The sequence below is a fragment of the Pantoea alfalfae genome, from assembly GCF_019880205.1.
GTDB classification, from domain to species: Bacteria; Pseudomonadota; Gammaproteobacteria; order Enterobacterales; family Enterobacteriaceae; genus Pantoea; species Pantoea alfalfae.
The window spans coordinates 2121612-2146320 of sequence record NZ_CP082292.1; the positions used below are offsets into that span (position 1 = coordinate 2121612).

Sequence of the window (24709 nt, forward strand, 5' to 3'; positions counted from 1 at the left end):
TTAACTCACACTATTCCTACTTATTGCGCTTAAGGCGAATCGATATAAATCATTGGGTTAGCGGATGACGGGGGTGAGCTGGCCAGAAAGCAGGAGGAGGTAAAATCGGTCATTCACGTGGCGTTGCAGATTTGTGACTTTCACCTCATTTTTCCCGGTTTCACAGAACAGAAACCGCAATTAAGATGCAAAAAGAAAATCTGCAAGCCGATTCAGCATCGCTGTTGCGAACAAGTCGTATTCTTCGGTATAACCTTTCTATGTAGACAGAACAGGTAGCCTGACGATAATGATTTTTAAGGAAAAACCTCCACGCTTTTTCTGAGGGGTGACTTTCTCTTCTGCGTCCGACGCTGCTATTCCGCACGGCAAAACCGACGTTCACCGTGACGACAAACCGGTTCTCTGTGACCCCATTTAACCTGGATCAGACGCATGGAAATAGCTATCCGTACCCCTCTCATTCACTCCCTGCCACTGAGTCAGCTCAGCGGCAGCAACGTCTGGCTGAAAATGGAGTCGGCGCAGCCGACCGGATCCTTTAAGCTCAGAAGCGCAGGCCATATCTGTCAGTACTACGCTGCACAGGGCGCTAAGGCGTTTGTCAGCTCCTCCGGCGGCAATGCGGGTATTGCTGTGGCGCACAGCGGCCGCAGGCTGGGGCTCCCGGTCACGGTGGTGGTACCTGAAACGACCCCGGCGCGCGCCAGACAGCTTATCGAACAGGAAGGTGCCAGGCTGATCGTACACGGCAGCGTCTGGAGTGAGGCCAACGCGTACGCGTTATCGCTGGCGTCGCAGGAACATATCTACATCCATCCGTTTGACAATCCGCTACTGTGGGACGGTATCAGTACGCTGGTCGATGAAGTGATTGATGAAGGGTTACGTCCCGATGCGGTAATCCTCTCCGTGGGCGGAGGCAGTCTGCTCTCCGGCATTGCCCAGGGTCTGGAAAAGCATCAGCTCAGCCATATCCCGATTTATGCGGTTGAAACTGAGGGAACCGCGTCGCTTAACGCTGCGCTGGAAGCCGGGGAGCGGGTCACGCTGGACCGGGTCAGCGGTATCGCCACTACGCTGGCAGCCAGTCAGGTGTGTGAAAATGCGTTTAACGTGGCACGCCGCGCAGATGTCAGGGGAAAGGTTGTGAGCGATGATGAAGCTGTGAATGCCTGTCGCCGCTTCCTGGACGATCATCGTGTTCTGACAGAGCCAGCCTGTGGCGTCTCATTATCGATGCTGTATGACGGGAAAATCGGCTTTAAATCGGATGATAACGTGCTGGTTATCGTCTGTGGCGGGGCGTCTGTCACGCTGGAGAGTCTGCAGAGCTGACGAATTAAAGGGAAAAACGATGGCGCAGCCAGAGGGGCTACGCCATCCGTTGATTACTTCGCGTAAGCTTCGGTAGACAGCGTCAGCGTAACGTCGTCGCTTACCGCAGGGACATATTTGTCCAGCTTGAAGTCAGAACGCTTGATGGTGCCGGTGGCGTCAAAACCAATCGCCTGCTTCTTGACCATCGGATGCTCGCCCTGCTTGTTCAGCGTCGCGTGCAGCGTAACCGGTTTGGTGATCCCTTTCAGGGTCAGGTTACCTTCAACGTCAAATTTATTGTCGCCCTTCGCCACCACTTTGGTGCTGTGGAAGGTCGCTGTCGGGTATTTGGCGGTGTCGAAGTATTCGGTACCTTTGAACTCTTTGGTCAGCGCCGCGACGTGGCTGTCGATTTTGCTGACTGGCAGGGTCACGTCAACGCGTGAGGCCTCCGGATGATCTTTATCGAACACCAGAGTACCGGTTGCGTCCGGGATATCCGCGGTAGGATTTGAGAAGCCAAAGTGGTTCCAGGCAACAATTACCGACGTATGCTCAGGGTTCAGCTGGTAGTGCATCGCCTCAGCCTGAGATAACGGAGCGTAGAGGGTAGCAGCGGCTAACAGGGGCAGTGCAATACGTTTGAAGTTCTTCACGGTCAATTCCTTATGCGGACAAAAGTGAATTGAGTGTGGTCCAGTTTTCCCGGAATAGACAGTGAAGAGATTTGTCGGTAATTTTCAAATAAATTCAGCAACCTTAAAACCGGTCACTACGTATTCCCGCCGGTAAACAGCACCCGCCAGCGGCGGCGATCCTGAATCAGCGTGCGGTGCAATTGCAGTAAATCTGCAAGGGTCAGCGCCGCAATCTGCGTCGCGTCCGGTTCTGCCAGGCCATTTTCACGGCGTAGCAGGGCCAGTGGCTGCTCAACCTGCTGGCTCAGCAGTCGCGCTTTCAGGGCCACAAGATCACATTCCGCCAGCGTCTCGTTCAGTGACCGCAGGAAGTTACGGCAGTAGCGCAGTAGTGACAGCGCACTGTAATCGGGCGACTGTAGCGCAAATAACACCCCCTCTTCATCAGCGCAGCGCATATAGCGGCTGCTGACCACGTAACCTATTGGCTGCTCAACGCGGTAGCGCTGGAAAAAACGTGGCTCGTAGATGAGCGCCAGTGCGCGCAATGCAGCCAGCTGTTCAGGACGCTGCAGCGGAATAAACAGCAGCAGCGCGTTGTCTGCACTGGCGTGTGGAAGGCGCGTCATGCCGGTCTGCGTGGTCATACGCTTGGGCGGCGTGTCCGGGTTAACCGGCAGCGACAGCGCGCTCAGCAGTCGGGCAATGCGTGAATGCAGCGCGGCGTTGCCGCCCTTCAGCGCCGCCCGCCAGCACCCTGGCGTAACATTGGCTGCCAGCTGATAAGGCAACTGTCGCAGCAACGCACGGATAGCGATGCTTTCGACAGGCGATGGCAGATTTGCCTCAACCGGCAATGCCAGGGCAGAAACAATCTGGCTCAGCGTCTGGTCAGTTACCGCCTCATCCTTTGTCAGGCGGAGCGTCAGTTGCCACACGCCCTCTGTTTCCTGCCAGCTGCCGTGCCCCCCCTGATGACGCAGCGCCGCAAATAGCGGACGCAACCGCCGGCCCAGCGTTTCTCCCGTCTCCGCAGTAAAGGTTGACCAGAACTCCGGTCGCAGGATAAGCGTTGCCTGCGGGTCATCTGACTGATGATGCGGCAATGCCACCGCCTGCGCGGGCAGCGGCGCAGGCGTCGCAGTGATGTCGGGCGGATAGAAGGTGAAACGGGCAGCGGGCAGCGTCTCATCCGGGGCTGGCTCACAGGCCGTCAGCGCCAGAGTGAAGCCCTGCGTGACGATGTGTTCCTTTGCCGGTTGTGACGTACAGCACAGCACGGTGCCAGACGCATGGGTGAGTTTCTTCAGCAACGGCTGCAGCGCAGGCAAGCTTTCATCAGGTGCGAAGCCGATAGCGCGCTGACGCAATTGCTCCAGTGGTGACAACGTCACAAAGTAGTGATGTGCAAGCTGATGATAGTGCTGATGTTGCTGATTATTCGTCTGGCGCAACGCATCGATGTAACCATTAACCAGATGATTTACCCTCGCAGGCTCGCTGGTTTCGATACCCAGCGCCAGCCAGCACGCATCTTCAGCCTGATAAATCCATTTCAGCTCCAGCGCCTCCGCCAGTCCCTGCTCACGCAGAGTAGCCAGCAGCGAGCCGGGCGCTTCATCCAACAGAAATTCACGCCATAACGTGACACCGTCACTGTTATCCAGCAGCCAGGTGCGCCATAACGCTGCCTGGGCAGTCTCTGCCAGCTGCCAGCCGGTATCGCTGTTGAGCTGCGGCGGCGCCAGATCCTGCTGCCACTGACCGGCAGGCAGCGCGGCGGCAAACTGACGCGCCAGCTCTTCCAGCGCATCCAGCGACTGCGGTCCCTGCAGCCAGAGCCGCATATTGCTGGCAACGTAGTAGCGCTGGTGAAACTGGCGCAATGCCCGTTGCAGCGCCGACAGCTCATTGCCAAAGCTCGCCCGGCTGCCAATATGAAAGCGCTGAAATTCAGCGGGGGTTGCTGCGGCGTGCAGCAATGCCGCTTCGATGCGGGATGGCTCATGACGCTGCAACAGCCGATATTCCGCGTCGATGACCGCCACTTCCTGCGCAATCGCCTGATTATCAAGCAGCGGAGAGACCAGCATATCCTGCAGTCTTGCCAGACCGTCTGCCAGCAGTGACGGCGTGGCCTCAAAGAAGTACGCGCTGCGCCGGGCCAGCGTGGTGGCATTAACCCTGCCGCCCTGCGTCTGGATCCAGCTCATCAGCCGGCCCTCGTCGGGCCAGCCGGTGCTGCCGGTGAACAGCAGATGCTCCAGCAGATGCGCCAGTCCGGGCCAGCGATCCGGCTCGTCGTGACTCCCTGCCCCTATCTGAATCAGGGCGGCGGCCTGGCTGGCATCAGCCTGATGCACCAGTTCAACCATCAGACCGTTTATCACCAGGCCGCGCGGGGTCATCAGAGGTTCCGGGTTTTGTAGATCAGTTGCGAGTTGCTGCGGTTGCGGAACTGCAGCTGACCAATTTTAATGTCGCTGCAATCCGCCTCACGCCGGGCCTCAAGGATTTTGCCGTGATGCGGTGATTTGCTGCAGACCGGATCGGTGTTGTCAGCATTACCGGTCAGCATAAACGCCTGACAGCGACAGCCACCAAAATCTTTCTCTTTCTCATCACAGGAGCGGCACGGCTCCGGCATCCAGTCAAAACCACGATAGCGGTTGAAGCCGAACGAGTTGTACCAGATATCGTCCAGGCGCTGTGTCAGTACCGACGGAAATTCTACCGGCAGCTGGCGCGCACTGTGGCACGGCAGCGCGGTGCCCTCTGGTGTGACGCTGAGGAAAATGGCACCCCAGCCACCCATGCAGGGTTTAGGTCGCTCTTCGTAGTAATCCGGCGTGACAAACAGCAGATTGGTCAGATTGCCGGTGGTGCTCATCCGCTCGCGGTAGCGCCTGACCACCGCTTCCGCCTGAGCGATCTGCTCACGCGTCGGCAGCAGGCCTTCTCGGTTGAGCTGCGCCCAGCCGTAGAACTGACAGGTTGCCAGCTCAACGTCATCCGCTTCCAGCTCAATGCAGAGGTCAATGATCCTGTCGATCTGGTCGATATTATGGCGATGCAGCACAAAGTTCAGCACCATCGGATAGCCGTGCGCTTTTACCGCTTTCGCCATCTCCAGCTTCTGCTGAAACGCTTTCTTCGACCCGGCCAGCGCCGCATTCAGGGTTTCGTCACTCGCCTGGAAGCTGATCTGGATATGATCCAGACCGGCCTCGCTGAACGCATCCAGCTTCTTCTCCGTCAGGCCAATGCCCGACGTGATCAGGTTGGTGTAGAAGCCGAGATCGCGCGCCGCTTTAATGAGCTCAGGCAGATCTTTACGCACCAGCGGTTCGCCGCCGGAGAATCCGAGCTGGACGCTGCCCATGGCGCGCGCCTGACGAAAGACCTCAATCCACTGTTCCGTGGTCAGCTCCTTCTCCTGCTGTGCGAAATCCAGCGGGTTGGAGCAGTAGGGACACTGCAGCGGACAGCGATAGGTCAGCTCGGCCAGCAGCCAGAGCGGCGGATTCACGCCAGGTTTATGCGGGGTCACGGAACTGTATCCACTTCTGTTCATGGGCTGACTGCAGGAACTCTAAAACGTCCGGCCCCACACCGCCCGCCTCAGGGAACCGGCTATCCAGCGTTGCGATAATTGCGGCGATATCCTGTTTGCCATCCACCAGCTCAAGAATGGCGGCGGCGGTTTCGTTCAGCTTCGCCATGCCTTCGGGATAGAGCACCACATGGGTATCCTGGGCAGCTTCCCACTGCATGCGGTAGCCGCGACGAAACGCGGCAATCGAGTTTTCATTCATCTGTTATACCAGTCGGGTGGTGTGCCACGCCGCCTTGTCGGTGACGGTGTGATAAGGCGGACGTTTCAGCTCATAAGCCATGGTCATGGCGTCAAGCATGCTCCATAAAATATCGAGCTTAAACTGCAAAATTTCCAGCATCCGGTTCTGCGTTTCGGCGGTGGTGAAGTACTCCAGCGCCAGTGCCAGGCCATGCTCCACATCGCGGTTCGCCTGACCCAGGCGGCTGCGGAAGTAGAAGTAGCCCTCTTCTTTGATCCACGGATAGTGCTGCGGCCAGCTGTCGAGTCGTGACTGGTGGATCTGCGGGGCGAACAGCTCGGTAAGTGAACTGCAGGCCGCCTCCTGCCAGTTAGCGCGGCGGGCGAAGTTAATATAGGCATCGACCGCAAAGCGTACGCCCGGCAGCACATGTTGCTCAGACAATAATTCTTCGCGCGTCAACCCGACCGCCTCGCCCAGCCGCAGCCAGGCCTCAATGCCGCCCTCTTCGCCGTTACTGCCGTCGTGGTCAAGGATGCGCTGCACCCATTTACGGCGGGTAGCCGGATCGGGGCAATTCGCCATGATCGCCGCATCTTTCAGCGGAATAGTGGTCTGGTAATAGAAGCGGTTCGCCACCCAGCCCTGAATCTGCTCGCGCGTGGCCTGACCGTTATGCATCGCGATGTGATACGGGTGATGAATATGGTAGAAAGCGCCTTTGTCGCGCAGGGCCTGTTCAAAAGCCTGCGGCGACAGCGTGTCAGTAATCTGCATGATTTAGCCCTGAAGGTGGATCGCCATTCCGTCCCAGCTCACCTCTATTCCCTGCTCCGTCAGAAACTGACGCTGGGGTGACTGCTCATTAAGGATCGGATTAGTGTTGTTAATGTGGATCAGAATTTTACGTTTTGCCGGCAGCGACGCCAGCAGCGCCATCAGCCCTTGTTCTTCCGCCAGCGCCAGATGCCCCATCGCCTTGCCGGTGTTGTGACCCACCCCGGTGGTCAGCAGTTCATCATCCTGCCAGACGGTGCCGTCAATCAGCAGGCAATCCGCTTTTTGCAGCCACGGCAGGATCACCGCATCCGGTTCGCCCAGACCTGGCGCGTAGAGCAGCGTCTGCCCATTCGCCCGGTTTTCAATAAACAGCGCCACGTTATGACCGGGCAGCGGCCGGTCGCGATACGGCGAGTAAGGCGGTGCATTACTGATAATAGGAATCGCGGTGAACTGCAAATCGGTGCAGACATCGACGCTGAACGGGGTCAGTGGCGCAATCGGCCGGTGCTGTAAACCGCCGTTCCAGTGGGTCAGCATCGGAAAGATCGGGAAGCCGGTGCTGAGGTCGGCATGCACTTCCGGCGTACACCAGACCTGATGCGGGCAGCCCTCACGCAGGCTCAGCAGCCCGGTGGTGTGATCGATCTGGCTGTCGGTCAGGATAATTCCCCCGATCGCCGTGCCGCGCAGTACGCCCTTACGGGTCAGTTCTGGCGTGTGCAGGATCTGCTGGCCGATGTCAGGTGACGCGTTACATAACACCCAGTCTTCGCCGTTATCGCTGAGGATAATCGATGATTGTGTGCGTGCCTGAGCCTGAATGGTGCCATTTCGCACGCCGTGGCAGTTGGCGCAGTTACAGTTCCACTGCGGAAACCCGCCACCCGCGGCTGAGCCGAGGATTTTGATAAACATAGAGGACAACCAGAAGTTGAAAAAAATGCCCGCTCAGAGGGCGGGCAGAACGATTAACGGTTGGAGATGTAAAGAGTCACTTCCAGACCGAGACGCATATCAACGAAAGTTGGTTTTTTCCACATGAGTTACTTCCTCTTGGTTAACAGTAAATGTGCTGTCTGAAATCGGCGTGACGGCTGTTAAATGAGAACACCGTCACAATTTCCAGGCAGATGTTGCGCCAATGGCGCGTCGGGATCAAGCCCGGAACATAAGGAAATTGTTATCACAGCCCGGTCAGATGTAAAACCCGCTGCCAGTTTCCCCATGCCAGCTTCTCTGTCAGTCTCTGATCATAGCCCGCTTCCTGAAAAGCGGCGAGCAATCGCGGCATTCCGCTGACATCGCCCAGCGCGGCCGGAGGGGTAATCCCGTCGAAATCAGAGCCAAAGGCCACATGGTCGCTGCCCATTATCTTCAACAGGTGATCACAATGCTTAACAATTTCTGTTAATGGCGTTTCAGCGTCGCGTTTTCCATCGGCGCGCAGAAACGCATTGCCAAAGTTAATGCCAACCAGACCGCCGCTGTCGCGGATCGCTACCAGTTGATCGTCGGTCAGATTGCGCGGCTGTGGACAGAGGGCGTGCGCGTTGGAGTGGCTGGCGACCAGCGGCGCACGGGAAAGCCGGGCGGTGTCCCAGAACGCATTGGTATTCATGTGCGACACGTCGATCATCATCTTCAGGCTACTCGCCTGCTGAATCAGCTTTTCACCGACGGCGGTCAGCCCCGGCCCGGTATCGGGCGTGCCGGGAAACGAGCCACTGACGCCTTCACCAAAGCGGCTGCGCAGATTCCAGAATGGCCCGATACTGCGCACACCCGCCTGCCAGAAGGCGTGCAGCTGCTCGCCCTCTTCGTCCAGCGCATCGGCACCTTCAATGTGCGCCACCATCGCCAGCACGCCTTCCGCGCGGCAGGCGGCAATCTCGTCACTGCTGAGGCAGAGTCGCGCCCGTCCGCCTGGTGCCTCGGCCAGCTGCCTCAGGATATCGAGCTGCTGCCACATGATTTGCAGCGGTTCATACGGCTCATCGGCGCGGGCCGGAACAGTGCTGGCAATGTACGCCTGCGGCGGCACAAAAATCGCAAACAGCCCGCCGCCCATCTCGCCCTGCTGAATGCGCGGATAGTCGAGGTGGCCCCGTTCAATGCCCTGATAAAACGCCTGCACGGGTGCATCGCGATGATGCAGCCAGAGGTTAAGCAAGAGATCATTGTGGCCGTCAAAAATCAGCATAAGTGTTCACCCGGATAAACAGGTGACCATGCTAACCCTGCCCGGCGGATTCACCAAACCAGAGCGCACGCAGGGCAACACAGGTCATGCAGGTCATGCAGGTCATGCAGGTCATGCAGGTCATGCAGGTCATGCAGGTCATGCAGGTCATGCAGGGTATTGTCACTTTTGCGCGTCAGGTTGTCAGCCTTGCGCGCGCGGACCCGGAGCCGTGTCGGCAGACTGATAAAAAAACCACAGGAGACTCCTATGCTGACCCGACCCGCTGATAAATATCGTCCCTCCCCGCTGATCACCCTGCCCGATCGCCAGTGGCCCTCACGCCAGCTGACCCAGGCGCCGCGCTGGCTTTCCACCGATTTGCGTGACGGCAATCAGGCGCTGGCAGAACCGATGGATCGGGAACGCAAAATGGCCTTCTGGGATCTGCTGCTGCGCTGCGGGTTTCGGGAGATCGAGGTCGCCTTTCCCTCTGCCTCGCAGACGGATTTCGGTTTCGTCCGCGACCTGATTGAGCAACAGCGTATCCCGGAGGATGTGACGTTACAGGTACTGACTCAGGCGCGGGAAGACCTGATTGCCCGCACGTTTGTGGCGCTGCAGGGCGTCCCGCGCGCCATCGTGCATCTTTATAACGCCACCGCGCCGCTGTTTCGCGAGCGGGTATTTAAGCAGAGCAAAGCGGAAATCGTGGCGCTGGCCACCGCTGGTGCACGGCAGATCCGCGCCGAATGCGAGGCGCAGCCGGACACCCACTGGACCTTTGAATATTCACCAGAGACCTTCTGCTTTACCGAGCCGGAGTTTGTGCTGGAGATCTGCGAGGCGGTAGCCGATGTCTGGCAACCGGACGCGCAGCGCCCGATGATCATTAACCTTCCCGCCACGGTAGAGGTCAATACCCCCAACGTTTATGCCGATCAGATTGAGTATTTCTGCCGTCACTTCAGCCGCCGTGATGCCGTCTGCATCAGCGTGCATCCGCACAACGATCGCGGCACCGGCGTCGCCTGCGCAGAACTGGCGCTGCTGGCGGGCGCTGACCGGGTCGAGGGCTGTCTGTTTGGTAACGGTGAACGCACCGGCAATGTGGACCTGGTGACGCTGGCGCTGAATCTCTATACCCAGGGCGTTTCGCCCCAGCTCGATTTCAGCCAGATGCATGAGGTGATTGAAGTGGTAACCCGCTGCAACCAGCTGCCGGTTCATCCGCGCCATCCCTATGCGGGCGAGCTGGTCTTCACTGCCTTCTCTGGTTCTCATCAGGATGCAATCAAAAAAGGGTTTGCCATCCGCGCTCAGCAGCAGGAAACAGAGTGGCAGATGCCTTACCTGCCGCTGGACCCGGCCGACATTGGCTGTAGCTATGAGGCGGTGATCCGCGTCAACAGCCAGTCGGGAAAAAGCGGGGCCGCCTGGCTGCTGGAGCAGAATCACGGGTTACAAATGCCGCGAGCGCTGCAGCAGGATTTCAGCCGCTGTGTTCAGCAGGAGACTGACCGGCACGGCGGAGAGATGACGCACTACGCGCTGTGGCAGCTCTTCTGCCGCCAGTATGGCGTAACGCAGCCCGCGTTGGCATTACAGCGGGCTGACAGCCAGAGTGACAGCGGCGGGCAGACGCAGATTAGCGCCAGCGTGGTGTATCAGACGCAATCGCTGATGCTGACCGGCAGCGGCAACGGCTGGCTGTCGGCGGCGGTCAATGCCCTGCGCAGCACGTTTGATCTGCATCTGACCATCGAGGGCTATCACGAGCATACGCTGGGACGGCGCAGTGACAGCCGCTCGGTGGCCTATATCAGCTGCGTGGATGCCCGTGGCGCGCGAGCCTGGGGAGTGAGTATCGACAATGACGCTGCCCGCGCCGCGATGCAGGCGCTGCTCAGCGCAGCAGGCCAGTTTCTGCAGGCGAAAAGTAGTCCGTCGGAGAGGCGCCCAGCAGACGACGAAACATCGCACTAAACGCGCTGGGGCTTTCATAGCCCAGCTCCAGCGCCACCCGCAGTACGGAGTCGCCCTGCGCCAGTCGCGTCAGGGCGATAGCCAGGCGGGCGCGGCGCACCCAGTCGCTGAACTGCAGGCCGGTTTCGCGCATAAAATGGCGGGCCAGAGTGCGGCCCGAAACATTCAGGTGGGCGCTGGCGCGCAGCAGCGTCCAGCTTTCACCGGGCGTCTGCTGAATCAGCTCGCACAGGGCCTGTAAACGGGGGCTGTCGGGCGTCGGCAAGGCAAATGGCAGCACCTCCATGCCGCGGATTTCATCCAGAATCAACTCCATCACCCGCTCGGCCCGACTGCCTGCGGCGTAACGATCTGGCAGGCTCAGCGCCGTGACAATCAGTTCGCGCAGCAGCGGTGAGATTTGCACCACCTGACAACTGGCGGGCAGATCGGCGCGCGCCAGCGGATCGATAAACAGCGTGCGCGCCGCCACACTGCCGGTAATCTGCAGCGCATGACGGGTAAATGCGGGCAGCCAGACGCCGCGACTCGGCGGCACAATCCAGCTGCCATACTCCGTCTCCACCCGTACCACGCCGCTCAGGGTGTGGATCAGCTGGGCACAGGCGTGCTGGTGCCAGGGTTCGCTGGCACCGTGCAGATAATCGTGTGCCAGCGGCACCAGCGGACGCGTGCTGAAGTCAAAATGTTGCTGACTCATTGCGCCTTCAGGTAGCGGTAGATCACCGCCAGGTCCTCTTCACCGTGTCCGGCCTCCACCGCCTGCTGCCAGAGCTGGGCGATATTCTCCAGCGCCGGCAGCGGCGTCTCTGCGGCATCCAGCGCCAGGCGGGCATCTTTCAGCGCCCAGACCAGATGCATCTGCGGCGTGAAGTCGTCGCTGGCGATCATCCCGAGCTTCATTTTTGCATACGGTGCGGCCAGCGGACCGCCCTCCAGCACCTGCCAGAGATCGTCGGTAGAAAAGCCGAACGCCTCCGCCAGCCGGGTGCTCTCTGCCAGGCTCTGCATCATGCCAATCAGCCAGCTATTGATGACCAGCTTCATGCGGGTGCTTTTGCCCGCCTCGCCCAGCCACTTTGTCTCTTTGCTGATGGCGGCAAACACCGTTTCTGCCGCCTGGGCACGGCTCTGATCGCCACTGGCCAGCACCAGAATCTGTGCGTTTTCTGCGGGTGCTTTGGTGCCGGAAACCGGCGCGTCGATGAACAGCAGATCCGGTCGTTCCGCTGTGAAAAAGGCGATCAGCGCATCGGTTTTTTCCACGCCGATGGTGCCCATCTGACATAGCGTCGCACCCTGCTTAAACGCCGCTTTGGCCTGATGCAGCACCTGCTCTGTGGTGTCACCGTCGGAGAGCATGGCGATTACCACATCTGCCTCGCGTACCGCCTCTGCCGGTGAATCAGCCAGCTGCAATCCGGCGCCCAGCAAATCCTCGCCGCGCGCGCGGGTACGGTTCCAGCCGTGTACGCGAAAGCCTTTTTTCAGCAGGTTGGCGGCAAATGCATGCCCCATTGCGCCTAATCCCAGAACCGCCACTTCAGGTTGTTTCATGCTGACTCCCATAAGTTTGTGTCTGCATCCGTCAATGCTGGATGCCTTATTACTGCAAAAGATGGATTCCAGCCTGGCGGTAAACAGAGAAAAAATCCAGCGTGAAACGGTGTACCCCGGCACCCCGAAGCCTTACCCTATGCGGCAATTGTTCCACCTGGTTCATTTATGCTTCTCTTTTCAGGCCTCTGATAATGAAAATACTCTCTCTGCGGCAGGCGACGCTGCTGATGTTGCCTGCCATTTTGCCGCTGCCGCTGCTGGCAGCAGACAATGACAATACCCTGGTCGTCACGGCCACCCCGCCAGAAACGGGCCTTAACGAGCTTGATACCCCCGCCGCCCTGAGTGTGGTCAGCGGCGACGATATGCGTCAGGCTGCGCCGCGCGTTAACCTGTCGGAAAACCTCAGCAGCGTGCCGGGTCTGCAGATCCAAAACCGCCAGAATTACGCCCAGGACCTGCAGCTGTCGATGCGTGGCTTTGGCTCCCGCTCAACCTACGGCGTACGCGGGCTGCGCATCTATGTGGATGGCATCCCGGCCACCATGCCGGACGGTCAGGCGCAGACCTCCAATATTGATATCGGCTCGATTGATCATGTCGAGGTGCTGCGCGGCCCCTTTTCTGCGCTCTATGGCAACGCATCGGGCGGCGTGATCAATTTGACCACCCAGCAGGGTCAGCAGCCGGCCACGCTGGAAGCGAGCAGCTGGTACGGCAGTTACGGCAGCTGGCGCAACAGCGTTAAAGCCAGTGGCGCAACTGGTGACGGCACGCACGCCGGGGATGTGAACTACACCGTCTCCGCCTCACGCTTTACGACCCACGGTTATCGCGATCACAGTTCTGCGCAGAAAAACCTCGGCAACGCCCGGCTCGGCGTGCGCATCGATGATGTCAGTACCCTGACGCTGCTGTTTAACAGCGTGCACATTGACGCCCAGGATCCCGGCGGCTTAACCGAAGCGCAGTGGCGTGACAATCCGCGCCAGGTGGTCAGTAACGTTACGCTTTACAACACCCGTAAAACGGTCGATCAGACCCAGGGCGGCCTGCGTTATCAGCGCCAGATGAGTGAAAACGATGACCTCAGCGTAATGCTCTATGCAGGAGTGCGTGAAACCACGCAGTTCCAGTCCATTCCTGCCGCCGTTCAGCGTAATCCCTCTCATCCAGGAGGCGTGATCGACCTTACCCGCCACTATCAGGGCGTCGATACGCGCTGGACCCATCGCGACACGCTGCTGTCGATGCCGGTGGCGGTGACCGGCGGACTCGACTACGAAACCATGACCGAGCGCCGCAAGGGTTATGAAAACTACACCGTCAGCAGCGGCGTAACGCAGCTGGGCGAACAGGGCAATCTGCGCCGCAACGAGCGCAACCTGATGTGGACGCTCGATCCTTATGTGCAGACCAACTGGCAGCTCACCGATAAACTGTCGCTGGATGCAGGCGTGCGCTTCAGCACCGTTAACTTTGATTCCAATGACTTCTATATCCGGCCCGGTAACGGTGACGACAGCGGTGAGGCGCGGTATCACAAGTGGCTGCCCGCGGCGGCGCTGAAATATGCGTTTGACCCGAGCTGGAACGCGTGGATCTCCGCCGGACGCGGCTTTGAAACGCCGACCATTAATGAGCTCTCTTACCGCTCGGATGGCGCGACCGGCCTGAACCTGGGGCTGAAACCGGCCACCAGCGACACGCTGGAGATCGGCAGTAAAAAACGCATCGGCAATGGCCTGGTCAGCGCGGCGCTGTTCCAGACCGATACCCGCGATGAGATTGTGGCGGATACCAGCAGCGGCGGACGAACTACCTATAAAAATGCCGGTCAGACCCGCCGCCGCGGTCTGGAGTTAAGCCTGGATCAGCAGTTTGCCTGGGACTGGCGGCTGAAGATGGCCTATACACTGCTGGATGCGCGTTATCGCAGCAACGCCTGCGGCAGCGATAGCTGTGACGGCAACCGCATTCCGGGCATCGCGCGAAACATGGCGTACGCCGGACTCGGCTATCTGCCGGAACAGGGCTTTTACGCCGGCAGTGAAGTGCGTTATCTGAGCCAGATCGCCGCTGAAGATCAGAACAACGTGAATACCCCGTCTTACACCGTGGCGGCCGTAAACAGTGGCTATAAGTGGCTGGTGGAGAACTGGACGCTGGATCTGTTTGGCCGGGTCGATAACCTGTTTGACCGGCACTACGTGGGTTCAGTGATTGTGAATGAGAGCAATGGTCGCTACTTCGAGTCTGCGCCGGGCCGCAACTATAGCGTCGGTGTGACGCTGGGTTACGCCTTCCGTTAAAACTATCCGGGCCACCATTGCGGTGGCCCGGATCATACCGTCATACGCTTATCAGGCACGGGATTTTAGCTGCGCCACAATATCGTCACAGCTGCCGGATTCACCCAGGCGCGGGAATATCAATTTTACGCTGTTGTTGTGCGTATCCATGTTGAGATCGGTCATCGCATCGGTCGTCAGCGTGACGTTGTAACCTAATTCATACGCCTGACGTGCCGTCGACTCCACGCCGATGCTGGTCGCAATACCGCAGATCACGACCTGAGTAATGCCGCGCTTTTGCAGTTCCTCATGTAGCGCCGTGTTATGAAACGCGCCCCAGGTTTTCTTGGTGATGGTGAGATCATTCTGCTGCGGCGTCATCGCCGGAACCAGCGTGGCCCAGTCGTCAGGCAGATCGCCGTTGTGACGCGCCTGCTCGTTACGGCCAGGTGCCCCACCGGCCACGTTAACCAGCACCGCCGGCAGGTCGTGCGCGCGAAATGCCTCAGCCAGATCGGCACAGCGTTCGATCACCGGCTGCGGCTCATGGACCAGAGGCAGCGCTACAATGCCATGTTGCAGGTCGATAACAATCAGCGCAGTTTTTGCATCAAGTGTGGTTACAGCCATGTTGGATCCTCAGGTTCAATAGTCAGTGAGTCGTTGCAGCAGAGGGAGAACGTCGATCAGTTGTTGCTGCTCTGCCGGACTGAGCCGCGCATCCAGTGTCCTGACCAGCCAGTCATCGCGCATTGCACGACTCGACGTAATTACCGCCAGGCTCGATGCGGTGGGCAGATAGCGTGTTTTACGGCCATCATGGGGATCGGGCTCGCCCGTTATCAGTTCTGCCGCCACTAATCCGGCGACGGTCGTCCCCATTGACTGGGTGCGCACGCCCTCGGCGGCGGCCAGTTGCGTCACCGTCATCGCCCCGTCGCGCACCAGATGCCCCAGCACCGCCACCTGCGACCAGGTGAGTTCGCCAGGCGGTGCCGATTCGCGCAACCGGCGACCCAGCTTGCCCACCAGCATGCGCAGCGTGGCAGCAGATTCAGTCAGATCGCGCATTTCCCGTCTCCATCGATAAGCGAAAGTATAAAGATACGAAGGTAAACTGTGTAGTTTGCTCAGGTATCAATTTGTAACGTCCGGGCGCTGCAGATAGTGAATCAGGCTGTGAAAGCGCAGCGGCGTGCTGAGCGGGTTGCGGTAGCTGTGCGGCACGTCGGCGCTGAACTGAAACGCCTCGCCTTTTAGCAGACGCCGCCAGCGATCGTTGACCCCCAGCAACAGTTCGCCCTCAATAACCACCACCTGCTCCACGCAGCCCGCTTCATGTGGCGAGGAATGGCTCTGCGCGCCCGCGGCCAGCTCCACCGCCAGCAGATCAAATCGCAGTTGCGGATCGTAAGGCAGCACGGAGCGTACCGACATGTCAGCGTTGGGCTGACTGAATCCCGATATGGTGCCGGAAGGCAACGCGCTCCCGTCGATAAAAAAGGAAAAGGGAACGTTAAACCCGGTAGCAATCTTCCACAGCGTCGCCACCGTCGGACTGGATTCACCCCGCTCAATCTGCCCCAGCATCGCTTTACTGACGCCGGTTCGCTCCGCCGTCAGCGTCAGGCTCCAGCCATTGGCCTGGCGCAACTGTCTGAGCGCACCGCTCAGGTGTTGCTGAAAATCTGCCATTTTTTCTCCTGAGTTCTCGTCACCCTGGCAGGTGACGTTATGCCGATAGTGTAACACTTGTGCGTTATAGCGCACTATGCGAACATGTGCGCTATAACGCACACCTTAAATTGAGTCTGACCATGACGAGAGCCGAACCGTCCCGTTTTACCCTGCCGATGCTGGTCTCCGGCTTTGTTGCTGTGCTGGTGGGCTACAGCAGCAGCGGCGCGATTATTTATCAGATGTTTCAGGCGGCGGGCGCTTCACCGGCGCAGATTGGTGGCTGGCTGTCAGTGCTGGGTCTTGCGCAGGGGATTGTCTCGCTGGGTCTTTCACTGCGCTACCGCATGCCGGTGCTGGCCGCCTGGTCCACGCCCGGTGCCGCGCTGCTGGCGACCAGCTTTCACGGCGTTACGCTGAATGAGGCGGTGGGCGTGTTTGTTTTCGCAAATCTGCTGATCGTGGTGTGCGGCGTGACCGGCCTGTTTGCCCGGCTGATGAACCATATTCCCGCCTCGCTGGCGGCGGCGATGCTGGCCGGTATTCTGTTGCGCTTCGGGCTGCAGACCTTTGCCGATTTGCAGAGCAACTTTGTGCTGTGTGGCAGCATGTGCCTCGCCTGGCTGCTGGCCCGTCGCTGGCTGGCACGCTATGCCATTCTGGTGACGCTGATGGTAGGGATTGCCGTGGCACTGGCCCAGCATGCCATCCATTTTCCCCCGCAGGCGATGATGCTGGCACTGCCGGAGCCGGTGATGCCGCACTTTACCCTGACCACGCTGCTGGGGATCGGCGTGCCCTATTTCCTGGTGACCATGGCGTCGCAGAATGCCCCTGGCATCGCGACGTTACAGGCGCACGGCTACCGTCCGCCGGTCTCTTCTCTGATGAGCTGGACCGGTGTTACAGCGCTGCTGTTGTCGCCTTTTGGAGGCTTTTCGGTCTGCGTGGCGGCGATTACGGCGGCGATCTGCATGAGCGATGAAGTCGACGCTAATCCGCAGCAACGCTGGCGTGCCGCTGCGCTGGCCGGGGTCTTTTATCTGCTGGCGGGCGCGTCCGGTGCGCTGATTGCCGTGCTGTTCAGTGCGCTACCTGCGGTGCTGATTGAGGCGCTGGCGGGTCTGGCTCTGCTGGCTACCCTGGGCGGCAGCCTGCATCGCGCACTCGATGTGCCTGCCGAACGCGACAGTGCGCTAATCACGTTTCTGATCACCGCATCAGGCGTCTCTTTGCTGGGTATTGGCCCTGCCTTCTGGGGACTGATCGGTGGCGTTATCGCTCACCTGGTGCTGGTGCGTAAAACCGCCTGATTGCGTGATAGCTGCTGAAATATCGGTTATTTTTCCGCCCGCCGGTGAAAAAAACACTGGATTTACCTCCTTTTCTGCCGTTTGATTTGTCATTGCCCCGCGTAAAATCAACCTAATCGTCGATAACACGCGATTTTCTGCCTCAGACAACGACCGATAAGGGCCCAACAGGTGGCAAAAACTTTTCTGCGCAGCGGTAATTTAGATGCAGTTCTGGCATTAGGTGAAAATGGCCAGCCGGTCTATGCCTCAGCATTGCAAATTCGTGAAACCCTGCGCCTGCGCCGTCAGAGCGCACTGGCAGATTGCCTGGCCATTCCTCAGGCCAATGAACGGGGCGACCGCCTCGACTGGTATGCCCCTTTCAGCGGCCGGGTGAAATCCTGGCTGGGCGCCAGCGATCATGAACGTCGGGTGGCACTGCAGCAGCTTACCGCATGCCAGCAGGATATGCAGGATCTCAGTACGCGCGCGCGCGCGGCAGAGAACCCGTCGATGCGGCTGTTTGGTGCGCTGCTGAGCAAAACCCTGCAATTCCCCGATCAGCAGTATGTTTATCTGGTTGATGGCAAACCGGTCATTACCTTCTGGGGCTTTGTTGATGCCCAGGCACGCAGCCGTGACGATGCGCTGGCCTGCCTGCGCGACACGCTGGAAGAGAATCTGCCGGTGACGCTGGTTGAACCGCTGCCTGAGCTGCCTGCCGCACCTGTTGCCGTCGAGCCGGTCATCGTCGCTGAGCCTGAACCTGCACCTGAACCTGAAGAGGAGCCGCTGCCAGTCGCGGCAGCCGTTGCGCCTGAGCCGGTTGCACCTGTAGCGGCTCGCCGTCGTTTCCGCGTCTGGTATCTGTTACCGCCGGTGGCGATTGCTGCCGCCGTAACGGTGGCCGTGCTGCTGCATCGTCCTGAACCTGTCGCCACACCGGTGGCATCAACGAAGCCAGCCGCCGCCCCTGCGGTTGTTTCAGCGCCCGCCGCGGTTTCTACTCCTGCCTCTGCGGCGAGTCAGGCCCCGGCAGCGGCCACACCTGCCGCTACACCGGCAGCAACGACACTTGCGGAGACAGCAACAACTGAGAAACAACCCGAGTCGCAGCCGCAAAAACCAGCCAGCGCTGGCACGACCGAAGCCGCACCAGCCGCTTCATCTGCTACCCTTGCCAGTGCAGTGACCCCGCCGGTTCCGGCTAAGCCTGATGATTTGATTGTCACGCCGGACGCCGTGCGCGAAGGTCAGGTACAGGTGATTGATGGCCGCTGGCGTGTGACTATCGACCAGATGCCGACGCCGACCGGTAAGCCGCCGGTGATGCGCTTCCAGTTTAAAAATGGCAAAGGCAGCGTGCAGGTTGCCCAGGGTAATACCACCTGTAAAGCTGATGTCAGCGCCGCCATGACCAGTGCCGGTAACCTGGTGATTGAGAGCCGCTACACGGCGAAGTGTCAGAACAGTTCGCGCTACCGTATGCCACTGCTGATCTGCCATGCGAGTATGGGCGCCGCCGTGTGTGAAGCACAGTATGCTGAAGACCGGGTATTCCCGATGACGATTAAGCGTGAGAGTAAATAACGATGCTGGCTCCCCTGATCGATGACAAACAAAAAATTTCGCTGATTGAAAACAGCGGTGTGCAGTTTCTGGATTTTGGCCTGCAACTCTCAGCTACCCAGGCACGCCGTCAGTTTGTGCGCCAGACCGCTAACGGCCCGCTGCTGCGCCTGAACGTCGATGGCAACAGCGGTAAATTCATGCTCTACCCGGAAGATGGGGGCGCTGCTGAAGTGGTGCGACCGGAGTCGGATATCGCCCTGGCAGACTCACTCACACTGCTGTCAGCCTGCTGGCTGCCGCTGCCGATGCTGCGCTGCGCCAGCGGCCGTCGTTTTATCGGCGGCCCGGAAAACTGGGCGCGGATGCGTCTGGTGGCCCTGCCCGCGCCCGATGCGGCAGGCAATACCCATCGCGTTACTCTGGCCTTTGATACCCGCTGTGTAGCGGAACAGGATGGCGGCGAACAGCTCGGCCTTAGCGCTGCCGATGCGCAGAACGGCGTGACCTTTGCGCTGGCCTGGCACAACTACGAGCTGGGCGATTTTCTTGACCTGACCTGGGTTGACGGCTGGCTGCGAGAATCCTTTACCGACCGTGTTTCCGATCGCCGCGAACAGGCAATTAATCAGGCCCTGCGCGAGTTTGAGTATCAGGCGCACTACCTCAATCTGCTGGAACTGATGGGCGAGCAGCTCGACCTCAGCGAGATCCATATCCAGGCCGCCACGCTACAGACCCCGGCGGTCAACGTCGATATCATTCTGGATGTCGGCAATTCTCATACCTGCGGCATTCTGGTGGAAGATCACCCGGAAGAGAGCAACGGCCTGAAGCAGACCTATGAGCTGCAGCTGCGCGATCTCTCGCAGCCGCATCAGGTGTATAACGAGCTGTTTGACAGCCGTCTGGAGTTTGCTGAGGCGCGTTTCGGCAAAGCCAGCTTCTCGCTGGAGAGCGGTCGTGAGCAGGCCTTTATGTGGCCTTCCCTGACGCGCGTGGGACGCGAAGCAAGCCGTCTGGCGCTACAGCGTGTGGGTCTGGAAGGCAGCACCGGCCTCTCCAGTCCACGTCGTTACCTGTGGGATGAAGCCCGCTATCAGCCAGGCTGGCGTTTTAACACCCCTGGCGATCAGGCTGAACCCCTGGCTTATGCCGCACCCTTTACCACCCTGCTCAACGACGAAGGCCAGCCGCTTTCCTCACTGGCACCCGACGATCGTCTGCCGGTCTTTTCACCGCACTATAGCCGCAGTTCGCTGATGACCTTTATGCTGTGTGAGCTGCTGGCACAGGCGCTGATGCAGATGAACAGTGCAGCACAGCGTCAGCGTATGCCGCAGAGCCACGCGCCGCGTCAGCTGCGCCATGTGATCCTGACGCTGCCGTCAGCGATGCCGAAGCCGGAGCGCGAAATTTTCCGCCGCCGGATGCAGGAAGCGCTGGCGCTGGTCTGGAAAGCCGAGGGCTGGCTGGCGGACGACGATGACCTGTCACCTTCTCTGCCGCGTCAGAACCCGAAACCGCTGCCGGATGTGCAGATGGAGTGGGATGAAGCGACCTGTGGTCAGATGGTCTGGCTGTTTAACGAAACCCAGGTCAACTTTGCCGGTCGCGCCGAAGACTTTTTCAGCAGCATGGCCCGTCCTGATCGCCCGCGCGAGGCCGACGAACTGCCAGGCAAAAGCCTGCGTATCGCCTCAATAGATATCGGCGGCGGCACCACCGACCTCGCCATCACCCAGTATCGTCTGGATGATGGTCAGGGCAACAACGTCAAAATCACGCCGCGTCTGCTGTTCCGCGAAGGCTTTAAAGTGGCGGGCGACGACATCCTGCTGGATGTGATTCAGCTATGGATTTTACCGGCGCTGCAGCAGCATCTGCAGAAAGCGGGCCTGACCCTGGCGGAACCGCTGATGAACAAGCTGTTTGGTCACGACAGCCGCATGGACGGTCAGGCGACACTGCGTCAGCAGGTTACCTTACAGCTGTTTATTCCACTGGCGCAGGCGGTGCTTGAGCGTTACGAAAACTGGGATCCGCTGGAGAGCCATGCGGAGATCAATGCGCTGTTTGGCGAGCTGGTCGAGCAGCCACCGGGCGAGGCGGTGCTGGCGTTTGTTAACGGCGAAATTCAGCGCGAACTGGGCGGTAACAGCCGCTTTGACCTGCTGCAGGTGCCTCTGGTGGTGAGCCTGTCGCTGCTGCATGGTGAGTTTATGCAGCACCGCATGGCGATTATTCCGGCGCTGCGCTCCATGTGTGAAGTGGTGTCGCTCTATCAGTGTGACGTGCTGCTGCTGACCGGTCGTCCGTCGCGCTTCCCGGGCATTCAGGCGCTGGTCCGTCATCTGCAACCGCTGCCGGGCAGCCGTATTCTGTCGCTGGAAGGCTATCACACCAGTGACTGGTATCCGTTTAACAAACATGGCCGCATCGACAACCCGAAATCTACTGCAGCAGTCGGCGCGATGCTCTGCCTGCTGGCACTGGATCTGCGTCTCAGCAGCTTCTGGTTCCGCGCCGGGGATTTTGAACCCTATTCGACCATTCGCTACCTGGGTATGCTCGATGAAAATCAGGCGCTGACGGACGAGAACCTCTGCTACAGCGAAATTGACCTCGACGATCCTGGCTATGCGCTGGATAAAAAAAGCAGTTTCCGTATTCGCGGCAACGTCTGTCTCGGTTTCCGTCAGCTGGATAATGAACGCTGGCCCGCCTCGCCGCTTTACAGCCTGACGCTGAACGACGCCACGCTGGCGCGTAAAGTAGCCGGTGAGAGCGTGCTGCGTATTCGTCTGGCCGTCAAAGCCGGTCCCGACGCCGCCGGCCCGGAAAGTCTGGTGCTGAGCGATGCGCGCCTGGACGATGGCACCCGCGTGCCGCTGGAGCAGTTAAGTCTGAAGCTGAATACCCTGTCGGCGACCGGCAATGCCAATGCGCAATACTGGATTGACAGCGGGAGCGTGTGTAAACGATGAAAGCGTTAAAACCCCGTCAGCCACAAACACTGGCAAAACGTCTTAGCCTGTTGCAGGACGCCCTGAATAACAGCCTGAACTGGATTGAGACCACACGTGAGCAGTCGCCGCGTCTGGCGCTGGAAGCCGAAACCCTGACGCTGCAACTGCGCCAGGCGCGCGTGCAGACTCAGGCGCTGGCGCAGCAGGTGGCGCGTCCGGTCACGCTGGCGCTGTTTGGCCAGTCGCAGGCAGGTAAAGCCTGGCTGCTGAACGAAATGGTGGCCGATGCCCAGGGCCAGTTAGTCACCCGCATGGGTGATAAACAGCTGAGCTGGTTTCAGCATATCAATCCCGGCAACCTCGATTTTGCGACCGCCACTCGCTTCAGCCATCAGCGCGAACCGCTGTCAGGCGAATGGCCGGTTGAACTGACGCTGCTGAGCGAAGCGGAACTGGTGCGGCTGATGGTCGCCTGTGCCAGAACGTCCACGCCCGACACCGCGCAAATCGACAGCACCCTGCAGCGCCTGCAGCGTCATCGTCTCACCACGCCGCTGGCCGGTCTGGAAGGCGACGCGCTGGTCACACTCTGGTCCTGGTGCCGCCGTCGCCCGCACCACGATGCACGGCTGGATCGCCATTTCTGGCCACAGGCCGTTGAGCTGGCGCCCTGGCTCAGCGTTGACGACCGGGTGCAGCTCTTTTCACTGCTGTGGCCTGCTCAGCCTGCCCTGAATGAGATGCTGCGTACCCTGCTGCACCTGCGTCACCAGCTGCGTAACAGCAGCCGGGTACTCGCGCCGCTGAGCCTGCTGACCGATGCGTCACTGCTACCTGCCGAGCAGCTGATTGTGCCCGCCAGTGAGCAGGATCAACAGCAGTCAGTAGAAGTCTGCCCGATGAACGGTAACCGCATCGGCAAGGCGCAGAACGTGCCGCTGGGGCTACTGGCGCTACTGACGCTGGAGGTACTGGTCCCGCTGAGTTCCACACCGCGAACCGCGCTTTATGATGATGCCGATATGCTGGAGCTGCCCGCGCCGGGTCAGTCCAGTGATGCGGCAACGCAGGAAGATCGTCAGCGCCTGCAGCAGCAGGATCCGCTACGAGCACTGCTGCTGGAACAGAAACGCGCCCTGCTGCCTGGCTTCTATGCTGCGCGGCAGGCGATTGATCTGTTGCTGGTCTGCACTGCCGCCAGCCAGCGTCAGGATGCTGACCTTGCCAGCGAAACGCTGCGTGAATGGCAGCGCCACCAGCCTGCCCAGGAATCTGCAGAGAAACCGCGTCTGATCTGGGCGATTACTCCTTTCGATGCCCGTCATCAGCAGGTCAATGTCGATGAAGCCGTTCAGCGTCAGATGGGACAGCCCGGTCAGCACTGGGGGTCGATGCTGGCACTGGATCGCGCAGGCGTCGATCGCATGGCGAGCTGGTTGCTGGACGAAATGCAGCCGGAAGCGCGCCGCGACATGTTGCTGGCTCAGCTGGCGCAGATCCAGCACACCGTGGTGGAGCGACGTCTGCTGCCCTGGACCGAAGCGGGGGCCAGCCCGGAGCAGGCGGCACGCAAACAGAATATCGCCGACACGCTGCTGAAGTGTTTGCAGCATCGCACCGGTCTGCATGGCGAGCTGCTCGAGCGCCTGCAGCCGCCGCGTGAAGCACTGCGCCAGCTCTGGCTCAATCAGTCGGCCCAGCCAGGCAGCAAACCGGCCACAATTCAGGCACCGGAAAATCAGTTTGGCATCGGGTTTGAATTTGATCTGTTCAGCGAAAGTCCGGCGGAAGCGCCGGTTCAGCCGCGTCAGAGTCTGCAGAGCGCTCAGCAGTATCCGCGTCAGGTGCTGCTACTGTGGCTGGATCATCTGCGCCAGTTGCCGGAAAATCGCAGCCTGCTGGCATTACTTAACGTCGACAAGGCGACGATGGAGTGGCTGGTTGAAGAGCTGATCACGGCCGGTTTCCGCACCGATATCGCGCAGAAACTGCAGCAGGCGTTGCATGAGCCGGATACGCAGAGCGTCAGCTATGAATCACGCGCCGATCGTCAGGTGACGCGGGCGATGACAGTGCTGGGGGATTTTGTGGCCTGGCTCGGCTTTTTACAGCGTCCTGAATCCGAACGTCCGGCCAGCCGGGTTAACCGGGGTCAGGCAATTTTCTCCCGTCCTCCGGCACCCAGCGTCAGCTTCAGTGCCGGTCAGCGCCTGACCAAACTCTCTGCTGCTCCGGCCAACCACACCGCCTACTATATTTACGACTGGCTGGTGGGGCTGAATCAGGTGATTATTGAAAACAATGGTTATACCGGCGGCGGCGACCTGCCGGTGGCGGCCCGTGAAGCGCTGATTGCTCTCCTTAAGCCCCTGCGCACTTAATCGATAATCAGGCGCAGTTCGCCCTCCAGCGACTGCGTCGCCTCTTCCAGCAGCGCCAGCACCGGCGCTAAATCCGCTTCATGCGCAGCATAGTGCTGCAGCCAGACCGTAGCAGGCAGCGCCATGCCGCCCGTCAGCCAGTCCCATAACGCATCCAGATTATGGCCGAAGCGCTGCGGGCAGCCGCTCTGCTCAGCAAACTGCTGATAAAAGGCCGCACGCGTGGTGAGCTGACGCAGGTCGAAGGTCAGGTTAAGCATA

Annotated in this window: 23 protein-coding genes; 9 read left to right on the forward strand and 14 right to left on the reverse strand. The window is 59.8% G+C overall.

All coding sequences use genetic code 11. The annotated features are described in order from the left end of the window. Nucleotides 1-435: 435 nt before the first annotated feature. Nucleotides 436-1338, forward strand: coding sequence for a pyridoxal-phosphate dependent enzyme (locus K6R05_RS09865; protein ID WP_161732385.1), 903 nt, complete (start codon nt 436-438; stop codon nt 1336-1338). A 53-nt stretch (nt 1339-1391) separates the two neighbouring features. Here K6R05_RS09865 and K6R05_RS09870 read toward each other — a convergent pair whose 3' ends face one another. The 8 genes from K6R05_RS09870 to K6R05_RS09905 all read right to left on the reverse strand — a co-directional run bounded on the left by K6R05_RS09870 (nt 1392) and on the right by K6R05_RS09905 (nt 8738). Then, nucleotides 1392-1976, reverse strand: a complete 585-nt coding sequence (locus K6R05_RS09870) for a YceI family protein (RefSeq protein WP_222924051.1) — start codon at nt 1974-1976, stop codon at nt 1392-1394. Nucleotides 1977-2092: 116 nt separating this feature from the next. Further along, complete coding sequence (gene pqqF / locus K6R05_RS09875) at nt 2093-4366, reverse strand: pyrroloquinoline quinone biosynthesis protein PqqF (RefSeq protein WP_222924052.1); 2274 nt, start codon at nt 4364-4366, stop codon at nt 2093-2095. After that, nucleotides 4366-5532, reverse strand: a complete 1167-nt coding sequence (gene pqqE / locus K6R05_RS09880; RefSeq protein WP_161732391.1) for a pyrroloquinoline quinone biosynthesis protein PqqE — start codon at nt 5530-5532, stop codon at nt 4366-4368. The genes pqqF and pqqE overlap by 1 nt, the downstream gene beginning before the upstream one ends. Next, a complete protein-coding gene (gene pqqD, locus K6R05_RS09885; RefSeq protein WP_161732393.1) occupies nt 5495-5773 on the reverse strand; it encodes a pyrroloquinoline quinone biosynthesis peptide chaperone PqqD in 279 nt (92 codons plus the stop codon). Before pqqD ends, pqqE begins: the two co-directional genes overlap by 38 nt. A 3-nt stretch (nt 5774-5776) precedes the next feature. Continuing rightward, nucleotides 5777-6532, reverse strand: coding sequence for a pyrroloquinoline-quinone synthase PqqC (gene pqqC / locus K6R05_RS09890; RefSeq protein WP_161732395.1), 756 nt, complete (start codon nt 6530-6532; stop codon nt 5777-5779). A gap of 3 nt (nt 6533-6535) precedes the next feature. Then, entirely contained in the window at nt 6536-7453 is a 918-nt protein-coding gene (gene pqqB / locus K6R05_RS09895; protein ID WP_013357812.1) for a pyrroloquinoline quinone biosynthesis protein PqqB, read from the reverse strand. 53 nt (nt 7454-7506) lie between these two features. Continuing rightward, a complete protein-coding gene (gene pqqA / locus K6R05_RS09900; protein ID WP_010245082.1) occupies nt 7507-7578 on the reverse strand; it encodes a pyrroloquinoline quinone precursor peptide PqqA in 72 nt (23 codons plus the stop codon). Between the two features lie 143 nt (nt 7579-7721). Beyond that, complete coding sequence (locus K6R05_RS09905; protein ID WP_161732397.1) at nt 7722-8738, reverse strand: dipeptidase; 1017 nt, start codon at nt 8736-8738, stop codon at nt 7722-7724. 86 nt (nt 8739-8824) lie between these two features. On the opposite strand from K6R05_RS09905, the gene K6R05_RS09910 reads away from it, so the two are divergent. Beyond that, the gene (locus tag K6R05_RS09910; RefSeq protein WP_222924054.1) at nt 8825-9007 is read left to right on the forward strand and encodes a hypothetical protein; all 183 of its coding nucleotides are present in this window, start codon (nt 8825-8827) and stop codon (nt 9005-9007) included. Then, on the forward strand, nt 8988-10703 hold the full coding sequence (gene leuA / locus K6R05_RS09915) for a 2-isopropylmalate synthase (RefSeq protein ID WP_222924055.1): 1716 nt from the start codon (nt 8988-8990) through the stop codon (nt 10701-10703). Before K6R05_RS09910 ends, leuA begins: the two co-directional genes overlap by 20 nt. Here leuA and K6R05_RS09920 read toward each other — a convergent pair. Both K6R05_RS09920 and K6R05_RS09925 read right to left on the reverse strand, forming a co-directional pair. After that, the gene (locus tag K6R05_RS09920; RefSeq protein WP_161732401.1) at nt 10624-11403 is read right to left on the reverse strand and encodes an AraC family transcriptional regulator; all 780 of its coding nucleotides are present in this window, start codon (nt 11401-11403) and stop codon (nt 10624-10626) included. The genes leuA and K6R05_RS09920 overlap by 80 nt on opposite strands. Continuing rightward, entirely contained in the window at nt 11400-12260 is an 861-nt protein-coding gene (locus K6R05_RS09925; protein WP_253421857.1) for an NAD(P)-dependent oxidoreductase, read from the reverse strand. Before K6R05_RS09925 ends, K6R05_RS09920 begins: the two co-directional genes overlap by 4 nt. On the opposite strand from K6R05_RS09925, the gene K6R05_RS09930 reads away from it, so the two are divergent. Both K6R05_RS09930 and pqqU read left to right on the forward strand, forming a co-directional pair. Continuing rightward, nucleotides 12259-12537, forward strand: a complete 279-nt coding sequence (locus K6R05_RS09930; protein WP_222924057.1) for a hypothetical protein — start codon at nt 12259-12261, stop codon at nt 12535-12537. The genes K6R05_RS09925 and K6R05_RS09930 overlap by 2 nt on opposite strands. Next, nucleotides 12455-14575 (forward strand): TonB-dependent receptor PqqU, encoded by a 2121-nt coding sequence (gene pqqU / locus K6R05_RS09935; RefSeq protein ID WP_222924058.1) that lies wholly within the window; start codon nt 12455-12457, stop codon nt 14573-14575. The genes K6R05_RS09930 and pqqU overlap by 83 nt, the downstream gene beginning before the upstream one ends. Before the next feature lie 51 nt (nt 14576-14626). Here the strand turns inward: pqqU and K6R05_RS09940 are convergent, their stop codons facing one another. The 3 genes from K6R05_RS09940 to K6R05_RS09950 all read right to left on the reverse strand — a co-directional run bounded on the left by K6R05_RS09940 (nt 14627) and on the right by K6R05_RS09950 (nt 16252). Continuing rightward, nucleotides 14627-15187 carry an isochorismatase family protein gene (locus K6R05_RS09940; protein ID WP_222924059.1) on the reverse strand — a complete coding sequence of 187 codons (561 nt, stop codon included), beginning with the start codon at nt 15185-15187 and terminating at the stop codon, nt 14627-14629. Between the two features lie 15 nt (nt 15188-15202). After that, complete coding sequence (locus K6R05_RS09945; protein WP_222924060.1) at nt 15203-15628, reverse strand: MarR family winged helix-turn-helix transcriptional regulator; 426 nt, start codon at nt 15626-15628, stop codon at nt 15203-15205. Between the two features lie 66 nt (nt 15629-15694). Further along, complete coding sequence (locus K6R05_RS09950) at nt 15695-16252, reverse strand: helix-turn-helix domain-containing protein (protein ID WP_161732409.1); 558 nt, start codon at nt 16250-16252, stop codon at nt 15695-15697. Nucleotides 16253-16374: 122 nt separating this feature from the next. Here K6R05_RS09950 and K6R05_RS09955 point away from each other — a divergent pair, with 122 nt between their 5' ends. The 4 genes from K6R05_RS09955 (at nt 16375) to K6R05_RS09970 (ending at nt 24448) form a co-directional block, all read left to right on the forward strand. Continuing rightward, nucleotides 16375-17547 carry a benzoate/H(+) symporter BenE family transporter gene (locus K6R05_RS09955; protein WP_222924061.1) on the forward strand — a complete coding sequence of 391 codons (1173 nt, stop codon included), beginning with the start codon at nt 16375-16377 and terminating at the stop codon, nt 17545-17547. A 171-nt stretch (nt 17548-17718) separates the two neighbouring features. Continuing rightward, nucleotides 17719-19119, forward strand: a complete 1401-nt coding sequence (locus tag K6R05_RS09960; protein ID WP_222924062.1) for an SrfA family protein — start codon at nt 17719-17721, stop codon at nt 19117-19119. Between the two features lie 2 nt (nt 19120-19121). After that, complete coding sequence (locus K6R05_RS09965; protein WP_222924063.1) at nt 19122-22085, forward strand: virulence factor SrfB; 2964 nt, start codon at nt 19122-19124, stop codon at nt 22083-22085. After that, nucleotides 22082-24448, forward strand: coding sequence for a virulence factor SrfC family protein (locus K6R05_RS09970; RefSeq protein WP_222924064.1), 2367 nt, complete (start codon nt 22082-22084; stop codon nt 24446-24448). Before K6R05_RS09965 ends, K6R05_RS09970 begins: the two co-directional genes overlap by 4 nt. On the opposite strand, the gene K6R05_RS09975 is transcribed toward K6R05_RS09970, so the two are convergent. Beyond that, nucleotides 24445-24708: a barstar family protein gene (locus tag K6R05_RS09975; RefSeq protein WP_161732419.1), complete on the reverse strand. Its 264-nt coding sequence runs from the start codon at nt 24706-24708 to the stop codon at nt 24445-24447. The genes K6R05_RS09970 and K6R05_RS09975 overlap by 4 nt on opposite strands. Nucleotide 24709: the final 1 nt, after the last annotated feature.